16 protein-coding genes and 1 riboswitch are annotated in these 15,033 nt (G+C 28.4%); of the genes, 7 read left to right on the top strand and 9 right to left on the bottom strand.

What is annotated here, in order from left to right; translation table 11 throughout:
• Positions 1-200: 200 nt before the first annotated feature.
• The gene (locus tag T483_RS0103825; protein ID WP_026885643.1) at positions 201-1,193 is read left to right on the top strand and encodes a linear amide C-N hydrolase; all 993 of its coding nucleotides are present in this window, start codon (positions 201-203) and stop codon (positions 1,191-1,193) included.
• Positions 1,194-1,380: 187 nt separating this feature from the next.
• On the opposite strand, the gene T483_RS0103830 is transcribed toward T483_RS0103825, so the two are convergent.
• On the bottom strand, positions 1,381-2,499 hold the full coding sequence (locus T483_RS0103830) for a DUF4179 domain-containing protein (RefSeq protein WP_026885644.1): 1,119 nt from the start codon (positions 2,497-2,499) through the stop codon (positions 1,381-1,383).
• Between the two features lies 1 nt (position 2,500).
• Positions 2,501-3,046: a sigma-70 family RNA polymerase sigma factor gene (locus tag T483_RS0103835; RefSeq protein ID WP_026885645.1), complete on the bottom strand. Its 546-nt coding sequence runs from the start codon at positions 3,044-3,046 to the stop codon at positions 2,501-2,503.
• A 493-nt stretch (positions 3,047-3,539) separates the two neighbouring features.
• Here T483_RS0103835 and T483_RS0103840 point away from each other — a divergent pair, with 493 nt between their 5' ends.
• From T483_RS0103840 to T483_RS0103855, 4 genes are all read left to right on the top strand, one after another.
• Positions 3,540-3,764 (top strand): DUF1659 domain-containing protein, encoded by a 225-nt coding sequence (locus tag T483_RS0103840; protein ID WP_026885646.1) that lies wholly within the window; start codon positions 3,540-3,542, stop codon positions 3,762-3,764.
• 118 nt (positions 3,765-3,882) lie between these two features.
• On the top strand, positions 3,883-4,101 hold the full coding sequence (locus tag T483_RS0103845; RefSeq protein WP_026885647.1) for a DUF2922 domain-containing protein: 219 nt from the start codon (positions 3,883-3,885) through the stop codon (positions 4,099-4,101).
• 347 nt (positions 4,102-4,448) lie between these two features.
• Complete coding sequence (locus tag T483_RS0103850) at positions 4,449-4,763, top strand: hypothetical protein (protein ID WP_026885648.1); 315 nt, start codon at positions 4,449-4,451, stop codon at positions 4,761-4,763.
• Positions 4,764-4,813: 50 nt separating this feature from the next.
• Positions 4,814-5,131 (top strand): hypothetical protein, encoded by a 318-nt coding sequence (locus T483_RS0103855; RefSeq protein ID WP_026885649.1) that lies wholly within the window; start codon positions 4,814-4,816, stop codon positions 5,129-5,131.
• Between the two features lie 208 nt (positions 5,132-5,339).
• Here the strand turns inward: T483_RS0103855 and T483_RS0103860 are convergent, their stop codons facing one another.
• The 4 genes from T483_RS0103860 to T483_RS0103875 are packed head-to-tail and all read right to left on the bottom strand — an operon-like array spanning position 5,340 to position 8,699.
• Positions 5,340-5,681 carry a hypothetical protein gene (locus T483_RS0103860; protein WP_026885650.1) on the bottom strand — a complete coding sequence of 114 codons (342 nt, stop codon included), beginning with the start codon at positions 5,679-5,681 and terminating at the stop codon, positions 5,340-5,342.
• Between the two features lie 14 nt (positions 5,682-5,695).
• Positions 5,696-6,373 (bottom strand): ABC transporter ATP-binding protein, encoded by a 678-nt coding sequence (locus T483_RS0103865; RefSeq protein ID WP_035789971.1) that lies wholly within the window; start codon positions 6,371-6,373, stop codon positions 5,696-5,698.
• On the bottom strand, positions 6,370-7,593 hold the full coding sequence (locus T483_RS0103870; protein WP_026885652.1) for an FtsX-like permease family protein: 1,224 nt from the start codon (positions 7,591-7,593) through the stop codon (positions 6,370-6,372). Before T483_RS0103870 ends, T483_RS0103865 begins: the two co-directional genes overlap by 4 nt.
• A 5-nt stretch (positions 7,594-7,598) precedes the next feature.
• A complete protein-coding gene (locus tag T483_RS0103875; RefSeq protein WP_026885653.1) occupies positions 7,599-8,699 on the bottom strand; it encodes an ABC transporter permease in 1,101 nt (366 codons plus the stop codon).
• Between the two features lie 454 nt (positions 8,700-9,153).
• Between T483_RS0103875 and T483_RS0103880 the strand changes: the two genes are divergently transcribed.
• A complete protein-coding gene (locus tag T483_RS0103880) occupies positions 9,154-9,702 on the top strand; it encodes a MarR family winged helix-turn-helix transcriptional regulator (protein WP_026885654.1) in 549 nt (182 codons plus the stop codon).
• 26 nt (positions 9,703-9,728) lie between these two features.
• Complete coding sequence (locus T483_RS0103885) at positions 9,729-11,174, top strand: serine hydrolase (protein WP_026885655.1); 1,446 nt, start codon at positions 9,729-9,731, stop codon at positions 11,172-11,174.
• Positions 11,175-11,383: 209 nt separating this feature from the next.
• Here T483_RS0103885 and T483_RS0103890 read toward each other — a convergent pair whose 3' ends face one another.
• From T483_RS0103890 to T483_RS0103900, 3 genes are all read right to left on the bottom strand, one after another.
• The gene (locus tag T483_RS0103890; protein WP_242841794.1) at positions 11,384-12,625 is read right to left on the bottom strand and encodes a DUF445 domain-containing protein; all 1,242 of its coding nucleotides are present in this window, start codon (positions 12,623-12,625) and stop codon (positions 11,384-11,386) included.
• A 73-nt stretch (positions 12,626-12,698) separates the two neighbouring features.
• Positions 12,699-13,745: an FAD:protein FMN transferase gene (locus T483_RS0103895; protein WP_026885657.1), complete on the bottom strand. Its 1,047-nt coding sequence runs from the start codon at positions 13,743-13,745 to the stop codon at positions 12,699-12,701.
• A 216-nt stretch (positions 13,746-13,961) separates the two neighbouring features.
• Positions 13,962-14,252 (bottom strand): hypothetical protein, encoded by a 291-nt coding sequence (locus tag T483_RS0103900; RefSeq protein WP_026885658.1) that lies wholly within the window; start codon positions 14,250-14,252, stop codon positions 13,962-13,964.
• Positions 14,253-14,598: 346 nt separating this feature from the next.
• Positions 14,599-14,825, top strand: a riboswitch (cobalamin riboswitch).
• Positions 14,826-15,033 lie beyond the last annotated feature (208 nt).

A 15,033-nucleotide genomic window follows, 5' to 3' on the forward strand; every position in this document is an offset into this window, starting at 1 on the left:
GGAATTTTATGCCACACCCAAGTATATCTATAAATTATAGCCATTTTATTTATAGAATTTATTTTTTTCAAAGCATAAATCTATCCGAAGTCTAGTTGCTGTAAAACTATAACTTCTTTAAACAATATCTAGCAGTAGCACATCCTAGATTATTTAATTAAACCAAAATTCCATAAAGTATAAGGAGGATGAGAACTAATATGTGCACAGCAATAACGCTACAATCTAAAAAGATGGAGAATTTTTTTGGAAGAACTATGGATTTTTCTTATGATATTGAGCCAGAACTTTATGTCGTACCCAAATATTATCTCTGGAATAATGCTCTTAGTATGAATAAAATTTGCGATCACTATAGCTTTATAGGCATTGGACAAGAAGCAGGTGGAATGCTTGGTTTCTTTGATGGGGTAAACGAAAAAGGATTTGCGGCTGCAGCATTATATTTTGCAGGTTATGCTAAATACAAAACTCATAAGGATTCTATTAGCAGAGAAGCTGTTTCTTCCTTAGATTTTCTTCATTATATTTTAGGAAGATGTGAATCAGTAAAAGATCTTAAAGAAATATTAATGGAGATAGATATTGTAGGTCTTGAAGATCCTGTAACGCAAACAGTCGCGCCTTTACATTGGATTGCTACAGATAAATGCGGAGAATGTGTCGTCATTGAACAAACAGAAAGAGGTCTAACTTTATACAAAAATTCAATTGGAGTTATGGCCAATAGTCCTGATCTTCAGTGGAACATGACTAATTTACGAAATTACATGAATGTGTCTCCAACTCAGACTAGTGATGCATGCTGGGGTAACATTCATTTAAGGCCATTTGGTCAGGCTGGAGGAACTATGCAGTTACCTGGTGGCTACACATCTCCAGAACGATTTGTAAGAACAGCATATCAAAAAACACATATTAAAACACCTAGTGACAGTTTAGAAGCAATAAACACATGCTTTCATATTATGGAAAGTGTTACTATTCCAAAAGGAATAGTAATAACAAATAGAGATACTTATGATTATACAAAATACACTGCCTTTGTTAATACAAATACTTGTGAATATTTCTTTAAAACTTACGATAATCCTAATATTGCAAGGGCAAGCCTTTGTGATAACTATAAAGAGAGTACTGAGCTAATCTCTCTAGGAAAGTTAAGTAAACCAATTAAATTTGAGAAAATATAAAACTATTTTCATTATACTTTGTGAAGTCTTTGCCTTCATTGGCAGTTTCTAAAGAATAAAAAAGTTCACCATAAAACAATGATGAACTTTTTTTGAGTGCCTATTATACTCTACTATTAATTTATTTTTACTATCTTTAAATCTAATTATATCTCAGTCAAACTATTTTTTATAAGAAAAAGTATATCTATTTTTTTAGTTCAATTACTATATCATCTAATACAAATTCATTATTTTTAGGATGATTTTCATCTATAGTAGGGCTTGTATCAACTGCTTTTCCCGCTCCATTACCTGATTCTTGATGTACATTATTTGATAAATGTACTTTAGGTGTTATTATTATTTTTGTTGCATTTGGATCTAGCTTGCCAAAGTTTGACATAGATATCCCATCATATCTTCCTTTAATACCTTCATTAGTTGAAACGCTTGTTGCTGTATAGACATTTCCCAAATCATCTTTTACTTCTTCTATCGGAATGTCAGCAACAAAATATTTATCTTGTAACTCTTTTGAAATTTTTTGAGAATAGTTTAAGGTAAATGATACTGGTGTCTTTGAAATACTCTCTATATTCAATTGAGCTCCATTTTTTTCAGTTGTCTTATTTACCATTTGTTTAATATTATCTAATGCCTGCAAATTAATTTTAAACTTCCAATTTCCCTTTATTTCTTTAGAATTTTCAAAGCTCATATCGCCTATATCTGTGAAATTTAATTCAAAGTTTATTGCTTTCCTTTCTTCATTTATAGTAATAGTTTCTTCACCTACATAAGTATTCTCAGCAACCCTTTTTACTCCAGAACTTCCTCCTGTCCCGCCATTATAATCTTTTATAGTAATCCTTGGTCCATTCATATTAAAAAATGGATTATCGCCTAAATCTTTATCACTTGTTATTTCATAGGTATAAGTTAAAGTTTTTCCATCAAATATTGCGTCTTTTATTGTGACTTTAATACCATTACTTTCTTGTGTAGCCCCTACCACATCTGCATATTCTCTATATTTATCATATGCACCAGTTCTACCATTATCTATAAACCTAAATATATCTCCAACTATAGGAATTTCTGCTGAATAAGATGGATAAGCTACTCCCAAAGTTCCTACACCTCCAATTAACAAACAACATAAAACTGCTACAGCTATTCCCTTATTTTTATAGGATTTATTTTTATTTATAGAATTCTTTAAATACTTTTTTACCTTTGCTTTTTCAATATCAGTTGCTTCTATTATCTCCATTTCATCTTCATCTATTTCTATATCATTTAGAATTTCATAAATATCTTTCATATTATACTACCTCCAAATTTAACCTAAGTTTTTTCTTACCTCTATAAACTCTATTGTCTAATGCAGCTCTGGTAAGTCCAAATTTTCTAGCAATATCCTCAGACTTTTCCCCTAGAAAGAACTTCATAATAAATATGTCCCTATCCATAGGCTCAAGAGTGTTAATTAAATTTATCAATTCATTTCTTTCTTCTAGCTTAATAATTTCTTCTTCCACTAATTCATTTGTGCTTATTTCCTTATCCTCTATGCTTACATTCAGATTCTTAACTTCTTTCCTGTAATAATCAATAGCCTTAAATCTTGCTATCTTAAATATCCATTTCTTGAAATCAACTTCTTCACCTGTAAATTTATCTGAATTATTCCATACTGAAAGAAACACATCATTTATACACTCCTCAATAATTCCATCCTTATTAAGTGGCGAAAGTATTTTGTATACTGCTGACTTAACTAATACTAAATATTTATCTACTATAAATTCTAGTGCATCTTCTTTCCTCTTTTTCAGCCTACTGATATAATTTTTTTCGGTACACCTCATTGAAATTTCTCCAATCCATTTTTTTCGTAAAAGCTCTTACACTTTATATAACGTAAATAAAAATGTTTTCTCTCATTTTATTTTTATTTGTTCTACATATTTCTATTTTATTACTATATAAAGATTTTCACATTCATTAAATTTATTAAACCTCTTCGTGTTAAATCAAATTAAGGACTCATAGTAAAATGGGGCTGCCTTCTCTGAATCTAAGAAATACTTTTTACCTAATTGACTTTCCTTTAATATATAAATTTTAAATAAGGCAATTCATTTTTTATAAAATCATTTAGTTTATAGTTCTTGCTTATCCGCTAAGACCTAATGAATTAAACCTTTTAGAATTCATATAGATGAACCATAAAATTTTCTTTGTGTCTTTACTTCAACTGTTTTGATTATTTACTACTTAAAAAATTTTAGGATACTTATGTAATCTATGGAATTAATGCGTATATCATATACGAAAATAAAATGAAGGAGGTAAAAATATATGGCTGTAACTAAAACTATTGACTCTGTTTCTCTTAGTATTGAAGTTCAAAAAGGAGTAGATAAAGCTGGAGATCCAATTTATACTAAGAAAACTTTCTCAAGCATGAAAACAGATGCAACACCTGAAAATATCTATGCTGTTGCTGATGCAATTAAAGCTGTTATGGAAGCTAATACTAGGGACTACTTTATAAATGAATCTTCTAGTTTAGCAAATGCTTAAGCAGATAAGCGAGATAAGTGAGAGTCCAAATCTATGATTTGGTTTCTCGAACTTAGTTAAATCATGTATATGATTTAACTTCCTTAACTCTAATCTAAACAGAAAGGTGGTGAATTAAATGGAATATTCTTTATCTATGACTTTTTTAACTGCGGCTGGTGAAAAAAGTACTTTAAGTGTTTCTGGTGCTAAACCTACTCTTACAAAAGACGAGATTAATGCACTTATGGATACTGTAATTGCTAAAAATGTTTTCAAAACTAATTCTGGTGATTTAGTTAAGAAATCTGGTGCTCAAGTTACTCAAAGACAAGTTACTAAATTTGATGTAGCTTAAGTTTTAAGTAACCTAAAAAAGGAAGCTTGTCTCACTGTGGATAAGCTTCCTTTTTTATTATCTTCATTATCTAATGATTCGATTATTCAAGTTAATACCTTATAAAATTCTATGCTTAAGGTTTCTAGGCTCCTGATGATTCAAATTTTCCCAAGATTCTATAAATGCATCTTTCTCTGGTAACACTCATTTTTACATTTTAAATAGTAAACTACCAATCTTGTCTTATCCCCTCTTCAGGTTTAATTTTTATTTTTAATATTTCAGAATATATTCTCATCACTTTCACATAATAAAATTAAGTTTTTAATTACATAATATTTTAATTTAGAAAGGTGATTAATCTAATGAAAAAATATATGCTTGCATTTTTAATTTTTTTACTACTAATCTTTCATATGCTTACAATCCCTGTTGGAGCTGAACCCAAAACCTTAAATCAAGGATTCTATAAAGTTGAAGATTTAAACTTATCTAAAGGTGTTCACACTGTACAAAATGCTTCACCTACTGATTATGCCTTTATTGCTATTTTTGATTCCAATCAACTCACTAGACAATATATGAGGTTAGACCCACAATCAGCCAAATATACTTTAATACCTTTAGAAACGGGATTTGACATAATTGTCTCTAGTAAAAGCGGCATTATTATAAATTAGAAAAAATACCAATTTCATTTGTTATATAAAAATAAAAGGTGGTCATATTCATGAAAAAATTTATTTATGTATTAGTATTTTTCTTCCTTGTTTCTTCTAATATTATAATTCCACCTTGTGCGGCTGAAACTAAAATTCTCAAGCGTGGTTTCTATAAAATTGAAGATTTAAATTTATCTATAGATAATCCATATACAGTTCAAAATAATTCTTTTAATGAGCGGATTTATATAGTTGTTGTAGATGCTACGGAAACGCCTATACAATCTATTCGCCTATGGCCCCAATCACAAAAATTCAATTTATTTCCTCTCAAAGCTGGATATAAAATTATAATAACTGGTGATGGTGAATTAGTTATTTCATAAGAGATGCTTTTATAGTGTCTCTTATGATACGGTTCGCTTAAATTATTCTTCACTTCATTCCTCCAATAAGACTTTAGAACTTCCCACAAATAAGTATATTTCTCCCCCAAAAATTTCTTCATAACTTATATAGAATTTGAATTTTTTAATACGCTTCATACCAGTTCACTAATTATCACTCTTAGTTATTTCTACAAAGACACCCTCGTTAATTTCTAGTTCTTTTCTTATTTTTTTTAATAATATCTATAACTACTATCAGTAAATATGTTATTAAAGACAATATTAAATAAACTATTATGGCTGGAATTATGCTGCCCATTCTATACCATTGATTAATAGGCAGTATGATTGATAGTGATAATAACAAAAATCCAATCAACATATTTTTTATTGATTTGAAGGAAATAATAGTCTGAATTATAAACATTATCGGAAATAAAATATAAATTCCAATTAAAATCCACTTACTATACGGAAAATGAGAATCTATGAATATAAATAAGAATGTTAATATACTCGGTAATATAGTTAAAAGTATTTTTTTCATAAATTATGACTCCTTTATTTAATACTATCCCATTTTCCATCTTTCATTTTCAAGGTTTTATTGCAAAAGCTTGCAACAAGATTATCATGTGTCACAACTAATATTGTCTTATTATGTTTTTGGTTTAATTCTTGCAATATTTTCATGATTTTAATGCTATTTTCTTGATCCAATGCTCCTGTTGGCTCATCAGCTAATATAATTTCGCTTTCTTGAGTAAGTGCTCTAGCAATGGCAACTCTTTGCTGCTGCCCTCCTGATAATTGCCTAATACTTTTATTTTTTAAATTCAATATATCTAATTCTTTTAAATACTTTATTGCCTTATTTATTCGTTCTTTTCGTGAAATACCTCTAAATTTAAGAGGAAGCATTACATTTTCTAACACGCTAAGATCTTTTATTAATGCAAAGTTTTGAAATATAAAAGAAATCTTTTCATTTCTGATTTTAGATAAATGATTAAGCTTATTAAAGTCTACTTGAAAATCGTCAATATAATATTCACCTTGGCTTGGAGTATCTATACATCCCAATATATTAAGCAATGTGCTTTTACCACAACCAGAAGGCCCCATAATAGCTATAGTATCACCTTTATCCACCTTTATGCTTATTCCATCTACTGCTATAACTTCGTTATCACCTTTTCCATAGGTTTTATATATATTTCTTAAATCTAATATACTCATTCTGTAAATCCTCCCATCATCTCTTTTGGAGTCAACTTATTTATTTCTTTAAAACTCATTAGCACAATTAAAATAATTGTTAATAACAATATCCCAATGGAAATATATAAATTAAATAATAAGTTTTCATTAATAAAAAATGCATAAACGCTTCCGCAGTTCTTTAAATAAAATAAACTTCCTCCTATGATTCCAATTAGTATATTTATAAAAAACTCAGAAGAAAATGTTTTAAATATATCTTTTTTACTAATTCCAAAAGAATAAAGAATTCCAATCCTATCTACATCTTCGGTTATTTTATAACTAATTGTAGTAATTATTGATGCAGATGCAATAATAGTAATTATAATTATTCTAAATATTTCATAGTACTTTTTTGATTTTATTTCTTCCAAAAATTTATCTAAATCATCACCAAAATCTGAAACAACTATATCATCAGAAATTTTTCTTATATTTGATTCTAATTCAGTTGAATTATTTTCTTTGTCACCATTGAAAAATATCGTTATAGGTTGATATCCAAAATTTTGAAAGAATGTTTCGTCACTAAGTGGAATAACAAATGACTTATTTAATAAAAATGAGCTATCTACACTATTTGTATAATCAAATGCTAATACATCCTTCTTAAATTGCCCTACAATTTTATAAGTTATATTATTAGCTACATAGCTAGTGCCAACCTTAACTTTTTTAGCCAAATCATTTCCGACAATCACAGGTATATATTCATCATTTCTAATCCATTCCTCTTTTGAAATTTCTTGAGTTATATTATTTTGATAATGTTCTATCATTCCATAATTGAATCCAATTGGATGTATCAACTCATCATTTGTATCTTTTTCTGTAAAATTAGACTCTAAGTCTTTAGAATTTAACCCTAAAACATCAATTGGAATATCCGTATACAGATCCCTTTGAATAAAACCGTAAGTATAATTATTTTTTGATATTAACTCAAGACTTTCCTTTATATCATTTTTATAATCTTCAATATCTTTGTTTTCCTTAAGGATCATCTTATAAAACGTCATGAACTTAGAATTATCTATGGAAATTGATCTGTTGTACCTATTTCTATATGACCTATCAAAGTTAATTAAAGAAACCAAAGACGCAGCATAAAATATCCATAAAGCTACTTCCAATATAATTAATACATTAACTATCAAGTTTCTTTTTATATCAAAAAAGATAAATTTGCTTTTCATACTACTTACCTTATTTCTTTCATTATTTTAAATCTAATTACATTAAACAACACTAGTATAGATACAATTATAGATATTATAAATATTAGCATTGAACTTAATATGATATTTGGAATGTTAACAGCTGAATATTGAGATGAGAAAGACTTCATCATAAAATCTATTGTAATTTTTGATAAAGCTAGTCCAGCAATAATTCCAATCGAAGATATTCTTATGAATTTTGCAAAAACCTCTTTAAATACATCAGAGTTTTTAGCCCCCAAGACTTTCATAATAGCAACTTTTTCACGTATATTTTTAGCAAAGAAATATGAAAATAAAAGTAAATTTGCTATACCAAGTATTATTTGATATAAGCTATTTTTAAGTTCGTAAACATTTTTGAATAAATAATCGATAACCGAAGTCCTAGAAATCTCTTTTTCAGAAACATTAATATTTTTCAGGTTAATTTCTTTAATGTCTATATTACTTATATTATTCTCATAAAAAATAACATTAGGAACCTTAGTGTTTATAAAATATAGAGATCTTATCGGAATTATACTGCTATATTTAAATACTTCAGTATTTCCAAGAACCCCAACAACTTTATAATCTTCATTAAATATTTTTATATAACGTTCTCCATTTTTCTCTTCAACTAATCTTTCTAAACCAAAACCTATAATAGCAACTTTTTCATTGCTCATTAACTCTTCTTCAGTTAAGTATCTTCCTTTAATTAAATTTCTACTTTCTATGTCAATCCCATTAGAGCAAGGCCATATATCATTAATATAAAACTTATTATCAACTTGTATTTGATCTTCAAATGGCTTTAAAATAATTTTCTTATATCCTGCCTCTTGAACAGCATCTACTATTTCTGATAAGCTTGGATTTTCTTTATCCTCATCTTTATTTACAACTTCAGCTCCATCAACATATTTAGTATCATGTACTGTATCTATTTTTAGATACTTATAATCTTTATTAAATCGGTTTTGTTCTGTAACTCTATTATAATTTGAATATACAATACTTATTGTTAAACTAAATGCAAAAGTTGACACTAAAAAACCAATTATTAAAAATAGCTCTATCTTAGTATATTTATTCATATATTACTCCACATGAATATTAGTAAAGCGCTGATCTTTACTAATATTATTATCTGAATTTTTATTTTAAGTTAACCTACATTCAAGTAAATGCGCTTTTTTCTAAACCTATGAGTTTGAGAATAAACTGAGATTTCTCTTTCACTTTTATATTCTATCAAAAATACCCTAAATGTACAAAAATATACTTTTATGCTAATAACATTAAAATTTACTCAAGATAGAATATAGCTAACTATTTCTTTATTTCTTAATATCAAGGCAGTATACAACTGAGATTTTCTCCTATTCCATTACAAATTTTCTGCAATTGCCTATGCGTTTTTCTTAAATTCAGCTAATAATAAATCTTAGCACTCAATAAAAAAACAATAGACAACATATTGACTACATTGGAATAATATGCTATTGTAATTTTAGACAGTATATTGTCCAACTAAGGAGGAGATATTTTATGGATAACTATAAAGCGCTTTTTTTAATACAACAAATATACGCAACTCTGTTTTCTCTTACTAATAAAATTCAAATTAAGGGTGATGAATATTGTGAACCTTTAACTAGCAGACAGCTTATGGCAATGGTTGCCATTATTCATTTACCTGAAAATGAAACAACTCTAAATAATATCGCTAAAAAACTAGGTACAACAAAACAGAGTGTAAAACAATTGATTACTAATTTAGAGAACAAAGGATATGTCCTTACTGTGCCAAGCCAATATGATAAACGTGCAGTTAATGTGAAAATAACTGAAGCTGGAACGGATGCCATGATGATAGGTGCCGAAAAATCGATGGAGTTTTTTGGGATGCTTTCTAAAGGCTTTTCCATTGAAGAAATGGAAATCTTATGGACGTTATTAAAGAAATTATATAGATTTGATGGCGAAGAACAAGACGGTTTTGAAGAAGAAGCTGAATTTGACATGGGTGATGATGCACTGGAAATACAAAAGAGAGCATTAAATGAATTTGATAGAGCAAGAAATGAAGGAAAATAAAAAATAAATAAAGGTGGTACAATATTATGAATGATATTCTATCTAATAACTCTCAAGATCTTAATGACTTTTTATCTAAGTATATGAATAAGTGGAAAATTCCCGGAATGGCTGTAGGTATTATTAAAGATGATGAAATAATATACTGCAATGAGTTAGGACTGCGCGATGTTAACAAAAATTTGAATGTTACAAAAGATACTTTATTTGCTATAGGTTCTGCAAGTAAATCTTTTACCTCACTATCAATAGGCATATTAGTGGATGAAGGTAAGCTTGATCTTGATACTCCTATAAAAAAATACATGCCTAGTTTTGAAATGCAAAATAAATATGCTGAAGAACATCTTACATTAAGGGACATGCTTTGTCATCGTTCTGGATTACCTAGACATGATATTTTATGGTATACAAATCCTTCTTTAAGCAGAAAAGAACTGGTAGATAAAATTAAATACTTGGAATTTAGTAAAGATTTCAGAGAAACATGGCAATATAATAATTTGATGTATGCCACAGCTGGCTACCTTGTTGAACTAGTTACAGGAATGACATGGGAAGAATTTGTGAAATCAAGAATTCTTGAGCCTCTTGGTATGAACAGCACAAATTTCTCAGTAGATGCTTTAAAAGAGTCTTCTGATTACAGTAAGCCCTATGCGCAAAAAGGTGAAGAAATTAATCAAATAGACTTTAGAAAACTAGATGCTGTTGCTCCTGCTGGTTCTATGAATTCAAGTTTAAATGATATGTTAAAATGGCTTAGCCTTCATTTGAATAAAGGTAAAGTAAATGGAAAACAGATTATATCAGAAAAAACTATAAGTGAGTTACATTCACCTCAACTCCCTTGTGAGCTAATCCCTTTAAAGTTTGATGAATTGCAATTTTCATCTTATGCTTTAGGCTGGTTTGTTGAAGCATATAGAGGAAGAAAACATGTTAACCATGGTGGAAATATAGATGGATTTTGCTCCTATACGAGCTTTCTTCCAGACGAGAATATTGGCGTAGTTATTCTTACTAATTTAAATAATCCTGTCTGTGCAATGCCTATAGCATACCATATATATGACAAGCTTTTAGGCTATGACCATAGTGATTTTTGTGAAAAACTAGAGGATGAAGCTGCAAAGATGATGAAAGCAATGGAAGCTGCTACTAAGCCTACAATAGACTCAAAAAAAGATAACTCAACTCCATCTCACTCCCTTGAAGAATATACTGGCATATATGAAAATCCAGCATATGGTTCTTTAAAAATCGAAGTAAAAGATAATAGATTAAAATTAATTTATAATAATATAGACTATACACTTAATCATAAATGCTATGACATTTTTACCATGACAATAATGGAATATTACTTGGTTGATGTGACCTTTAATTATGATAGTAATGGAAATATTAAAAGTGTTTCAATACCTTTTGAGGAGACTGTAAAAGAAATTTTGTTCATGAAATGTAAATAATAATAATAATAATAATACTACAGAATTGCATTTATAGATCTTCTTTATTTGCAATTCTCTTTATAGGGTCAGAACCTTCTCCTACAGCAATAATATCTGCTCTAAAATCTACTAAAAAACATTGTGAAACTCTATTTTTTAGCAGTGCAATTTTTCAACCTACATATGCTCTTATTGATTAATAAACACTGATCATGTGTTTTTAATATTTACAAAACTCTAATTATTCCTAATACCAAACCAACGCAAAAACCACAAATAGCACCATTTATCCTTATCCACTGCAAGTCATCACCTACACGCTCTTCAATCAATTTTATAAGGGTTTCAGTATCTAATCTTTCAATATTATCTCTAACTAATCTGCCTATATTTTCATGATTGGAATTTATGTAACCTGATACACGTTCCTGTATCTGCTGCTCTAATTTATTTATTAAATCAATATCCTCTGATATATTGTCTATTAAATTGCTTAGCATTGGCAGTATATTATTTCTTATGTAGTCTTCTTTAACATAACCTAATATTATATTTTTTAATTCATATAATATTTTTATTGTAAAGTTATTTAGTTCAACATTACTGCCTAATCTCATTTTATACTCATCTATTTTTTGTATAACTTCTTCATTGTTACTTATGTTTCTTATATTGCTCTGCATTAATTCAAGCAGTGTAATTCTACTGGTATTATCATGTTTTTTTAAATCCTTTAATATTACAACGACTAAATCTTGAGCTATTTTTCCTACTTTATCTTTTCCTAAAACATTTAAGACTGTATTTAATGAATATTGCATTATTCCACTTATCTTTAGTTTATTTATAGAATTGAATACTATATTTCCAAGTTCATTCTTTACTTTATCTTGCTTTACTATCTCTTCAAGCTTAATAAGTAAATTATCTAAAATTTTCTCTTCATAATTATTTCTTAAGAATATGCCAATTAATTTTTCAAGAAAGTTTTTAGAATCTAATGTATTCAAATATTTTTGAATTAGTTTAAGCAAAGATGAAGAAACTTTTTCTATAGGAATATGCTCTATGACACGTTTAATAACATACATTCCTGCTTCTATTCCTTGCTTAGAACATATAATTTTTTTGCATATATTTAATATTTTTTTCACTACTTCTAATTCATGTACTTTATTTATAATACTTGATTTATTGAGCAAGTTGTTTTCAACTATTGATACTAAACCTTCTGTTATTCTTTTACGATTCCTAGGCAGAAGTGCAGTATGTGGAATTGGAATTCCTAAGGGATACCGAAAAAGTGCTACTACTGCAAACCAATCTGAAAATCCACCTACCACTCCAGCTTCAAATCCACTTTGCAATATAGTTATTATAGGTGTATTTTGTGGAAACAAAGTAATTATAAAACCTATAAACATAATGACTAATAAAATTAAGGCTCTTTGATTAGTTTTCATTTTCATATTATAGCCTCCTATATTGTCAGTATGTAAACATATTGTAAAATTTATACTAGACTGAGGCATAATAAAAAAATTAATTGGCAAATTTAAAGTCTGGATCTAATTTATCTAATTTTATATTCCAATTTGAAGATTTATAAATATTGTAATCAGAAGTTATTGCCATGCAAGAAACACCTTGCAAACTGTCTATAAATTTCAAACCATTATCCACACCTGCTATGAAAACAGTTTTGGTTAAAATATCAGCAAGCATATTGCTATCAGGAATACTGCTGTCTACAACTATGGTGACACTCATTACACCATTATCTGTTGGATATCCTGTGCTTGGGTTTAATATATGATGATACCTCTTACCATCCTTTATAAAATATCTTTCATAATCCCCAGAAGTAGAAAGTGCTTGTTCTGATAAATTAATTATACCCACATAATCTTGATCGCTGTCTTTTCTAGGATGCTTAACTCCAACATTCCATGGTGTTCCATCTGGCTTTTTACCAACTGTATATATAGAACTACCTCCAAGGCTTATAATCCCGCCTTTAATATCGTACTCTTTATAAATTTTTAACACTTCATCTGCGGCAAATCCTTTAGCTATTCCACCTAAATCTATTGCCATACCTTCTTTTAGTAACTTAATACTATTATTCTCTTCATTTATACTGATATCATTATATCCAACTAGCGGTAGTTTTGATTTAATCTCTTCATCTGTAGGTATTCTTTCGTTATCAGTTCCTATTCCCCAAAGATTTACAAGTGGGCCTACAGTTATGTCAAATACCCCATTACTTAACTTAGAATACTTAACTGCGGTTTCAACCATTTTTATAATCTCAGGATGTACTTGTACATATTCTTTACCTGCAGCTTGATTAATTTTACTTATGTCACTGCTATCTATAGTCACACTTGCCATTTGCTCAATCTCATCTAATCTTGAAAGAGATGCTTCTATAGCTTCATTAGCTTTTGGACCATATGCTTTTAGCTGAAAAACAGTATCCATTTTCAATGCCGTTTTAGTAATAATCTCCTGATTCTTTGAACACCCTGAAAAAATAAGAATACATAGTATGCATGTCATTAACATAGATATTTTTTTAATCACTTTAATCGCCCTCATAATTCAATTTAATAAATTTATTAACCTATCAAACATTTTACATCATTTTAGAGTCATTTTATAGAATTTTTTCCAATAAAGTAATACTTTTATTTACATTTTATTTTGCGGCTATGTTCTAATGTAGTGTTGATATTAAGACATAAAAATATAGATGGGATTGTCCATCTATGTTTTTACATATATTACATTTATCAATTTCTATAATCCAAAAACGGAAGCTGGTAAACTCCAAAGAATTACTGGCCAAAATAATAATATAAAATTAATTACTATTAACAGCAGCCCTAATTTTGTTTTATGTTTAATCACTCCAAATATTGAAAGTATTCCACCTATAATTGCAAATATAAATGGTCCGTAATACAATAAAAATCCTTCTAAGCGTGTAGAATGAGTCGGCATTAGTTGAATATACTCATTTACTAATACTAAAAAGGATACTATTAAAATACCTATAGAACATTTTGTAAATATGCTTTCTTCTTTCATATACTACCTCCTTAAATTATAATATAAAGTTATTGTTTATTAGATTATAATTCTACTTCATACTTATAATAACATAACTTACAAAATACATATTTTACTATACATAGACAAGTTCTCTATTTTTTAAATCTTTTGCTTTTATGTATGAATGCGTTACATTGTTTTGAACAATAAAGTTCTTAGCCTTTATTGTTTCTTTTACGAGAGCGTCTCGGCATATTAGAATGTTTTGTATCTTAAAACTTTCAGCAAAGAATACTCTATCTGGACTTAGTCCTCCTTAGTCACTTAAGTACTTTATTGCTAAAACTTACTATGAATAGTATAATCTTTTTATGTCAAATACTTTAATTATATGAATGCAAACTGTAGTCTGCATTTAAGTAATAAGGGAATGGAGTGAAATTCTTCAACTACCCCAGTAACCGTGAAACTGACGAAATCAAAGGCACAATCAAAAATAACAAGTCCAATCTGTTATTTTTTGATTGTTTCTAACATGCCACTGAGAAATTGGGAAGGCTTGAAATTAGGATGAAGTTAAGTCGGGATACCTTGTTTTTATACACCGATAATATCCTCTGAGGGTGGGATATTAGGCACATGGCAATAAATTTTAAGTACAACGCTACCATGAATATTTTTCATCAGTCAAGAAGGTAAATTGATCTCATCATATCAAGTCTATTAGGTCAGTCTACTTCCGAAGGATAGTTGAAAATAAGCTGGTAAATGAACTTGTTATTTTTTGAATGTGACTTAAGTAATCATGCGTTTTATT

Source organism: Clostridium beijerinckii HUN142, assembly GCF_000621745.1.
GTDB classification, from domain to species: Bacteria; Bacillota; Clostridia; order Clostridiales; family Clostridiaceae; genus Clostridium; species Clostridium beijerinckii_A.

Bases quoted from the DNA above. Each gene is read 5' to 3' on its own strand.
- T483_RS0103845 (WP_026885647.1), top strand. From the start codon at position 3,883: ATGGAATATTCTTTATCTATGACTTTTTTAACTGCGGCTGGTGAAAAA.
- T483_RS0103850 (WP_026885648.1), top strand. From the start codon at position 4,449: ATGAAAAAATATATGCTTGCATTTTTAATTTTTTTACTACTAATCTTT.
- T483_RS0103885 (WP_026885655.1), top strand. From the start codon at position 9,729: ATGAATGATATTCTATCTAATAACTCTCAAGATCTTAATGACTTTTTA.
- T483_RS0103855 (WP_026885649.1), top strand. From the start codon at position 4,814: ATGAAAAAATTTATTTATGTATTAGTATTTTTCTTCCTTGTTTCTTCT.
- T483_RS0103865 (WP_035789971.1), bottom strand. From the start codon at position 6,373: ATGAGTATATTAGATTTAAGAAATATATATAAAACCTATGGAAAAGGT.
- T483_RS0103860 (WP_026885650.1), bottom strand. From the start codon at position 5,681: ATGAAAAAAATACTTTTAACTATATTACCGAGTATATTAACATTCTTA.
- T483_RS0103830 (WP_026885644.1), bottom strand. From the start codon at position 2,499: ATGAAAGATATTTATGAAATTCTAAATGATATAGAAATAGATGAAGAT.
- T483_RS0103900 (WP_026885658.1), bottom strand. From the start codon at position 14,252: ATGAAAGAAGAAAGCATATTTACAAAATGTTCTATAGGTATTTTAATA.
- T483_RS0103870 (WP_026885652.1), bottom strand. From the start codon at position 7,593: ATGAAAAGCAAATTTATCTTTTTTGATATAAAAAGAAACTTGATAGTT.
- T483_RS0103840 (WP_026885646.1), top strand. From the start codon at position 3,540: ATGGCTGTAACTAAAACTATTGACTCTGTTTCTCTTAGTATTGAAGTT.
- T483_RS0103835 (WP_026885645.1), bottom strand. From the start codon at position 3,046: ATGAGGTGTACCGAAAAAAATTATATCAGTAGGCTGAAAAAGAGGAAA.
- T483_RS0103825 (WP_026885643.1), top strand. From the start codon at position 201: ATGTGCACAGCAATAACGCTACAATCTAAAAAGATGGAGAATTTTTTT.
- T483_RS0103880 (WP_026885654.1), top strand. From the start codon at position 9,154: ATGGATAACTATAAAGCGCTTTTTTTAATACAACAAATATACGCAACT.
- T483_RS0103875 (WP_026885653.1), bottom strand. From the start codon at position 8,699: ATGAATAAATATACTAAGATAGAGCTATTTTTAATAATTGGTTTTTTA.
- T483_RS0103890 (WP_242841794.1), bottom strand. From the start codon at position 12,625: ATGAAAATGAAAACTAATCAAAGAGCCTTAATTTTATTAGTCATTATG.